The organism is Neisseria sp. P0001.S005, assembly GCF_051963715.1.
In genome coordinates this window covers 2436-3704 of the sequence record NZ_JBQCTZ010000277.1, presented here as the reverse complement: position 1 = coordinate 3704, position 1269 = coordinate 2436, and the positions used below count along the sequence as shown (strand labels likewise).

At 38.7% G+C, this 1269-nt stretch carries 3 protein-coding genes; all 3 read left to right on the top strand.

Features of this window, described 5'->3' with window-relative positions; all coding sequences use genetic code 11:
- The first annotated feature begins 260 nt into the window (after positions 1 to 260).
- A complete protein-coding gene (rplN, locus tag ACTHSP_RS18755) occupies positions 261 to 629 on the top strand; it encodes a 50S ribosomal protein L14 (protein WP_002215434.1) in 369 nt (122 codons plus the stop codon).
- An 11-nt stretch (positions 630 to 640) separates the two neighbouring features.
- Positions 641 to 964, top strand: a complete 324-nt coding sequence (gene rplX / locus ACTHSP_RS18750; protein ID WP_003684754.1) for a 50S ribosomal protein L24 — start codon at positions 641 to 643, stop codon at positions 962 to 964.
- A 9-nt stretch (positions 965 to 973) separates the two neighbouring features.
- On the top strand, positions 974 to 1269 hold a 296-nt coding region (rpl5, locus tag ACTHSP_RS18745; protein WP_440346658.1), incomplete at its 3' end, for a large ribosomal subunit protein uL5.

The window sequence follows — 1269 nt, the reverse complement described above, 5'->3', positions numbered from 1 at the left end:
AAAGAATTGGTTGAGAAAGCGCGTACTGTTTGATTTAAAACACAGTAATGTAGCTTAATAAGAAACGAAGTCTTGCAGCAAAGTTAATTTGCGTGTAAACTTCGTTTCTTATCTTCCAGCTTCTTATGGAAGTTTCTCTCCCTTCGGGATCCAAGACTGGTTTACTAGAACCGTGATGGTTTCATTTAATAAGCAGCTTAAAGTAAGGTGCGAGTTATATGAAAGTGGTAAATTAAGTTGGTTAATTTAAAGGTACTAATATGATTCAAATGCAGACCATCTTAGATGTGGCTGATAACTCTGGTGCGCGTCGCGTAATGTGCATCAAAGTATTGGGCGGATCTAAGCGTCGCTACGCTTCTGTTGGCGACATTATTAAAGTTGCAGTTAAAGATGCAGCCCCACGTGGTCGTGTCAAAAAAGGTGATGTATACAATGCGGTAGTTGTTCGTACTGCTAAGGGTGTGCGTCGTCCTGATGGTGCGTTAATTAAATTCGATAACAATGCTGCTGTGTTGTTGAATAATAAACTTGAACCTCTGGGTACCCGTATTTTTGGTCCGGTAACCCGTGAATTGCGTACTGAGCGATTTATGAAAATCGTTTCATTGGCGCCTGAAGTATTATAAGGAATAGCGCGATGAATAAGATCATTAAAGGCGATCAGGTTGTAGTGATTACCGGTAAAGATAAAGGTAAGCAAGGTCAAGTAGTTCGAGTGTTGGGTGATAAAGTTGTTGTTGAGGGTGTTAATGTTGTGAAACGCCATCAAAAACCTAATCCAATGCGTGGTATTGAGGGTGGCATTATTACTAAGGAAATGCCTTTGGATATTTCTAATATTGCAATCCTGAATCCGGAAACTAATAAAGCAGACCGTGTTGGTATTAAGCTGATTGAAAATGAAGGCAAAGTTAAACGCGTTCGTTTCTTCAAATCAAATGGCTCTATCATTGGAGCATAAGGAGATAACATGGCTCGTTTGAGAGAGTTTTATAAAGATACAGTTGTTCCTGAATTGGTTAAACAATTTGGTTACAAATCAGTAATGGAAGTTCCACGTATTGAAAAAATCACCTTGAATATGGGTGTAGGTGAAGCTGTTGCTGATAAAAAAGTTATGGAACACGCTGTTTCTGATTTAGAGAAAATTGCTGGTCAAAAACCAGTTGTTACTGTTGCTCGTAAATCTATCGCAGGTTTTAAAATCCGTGATAACTATCCAGTTGGTTGCAAAGTAACATTGCGTCGTGATCAAATGTTTGAATT

Coding starts and splice junctions, on each gene's coding strand:
- rplN (WP_002215434.1), top strand. CDS start 261: ATGATTCAAATGCAGACCATCTTAGATGTGGCTGATAACTCTGGTGCG.
- rplX (WP_003684754.1), top strand. CDS start 641: ATGAATAAGATCATTAAAGGCGATCAGGTTGTAGTGATTACCGGTAAA.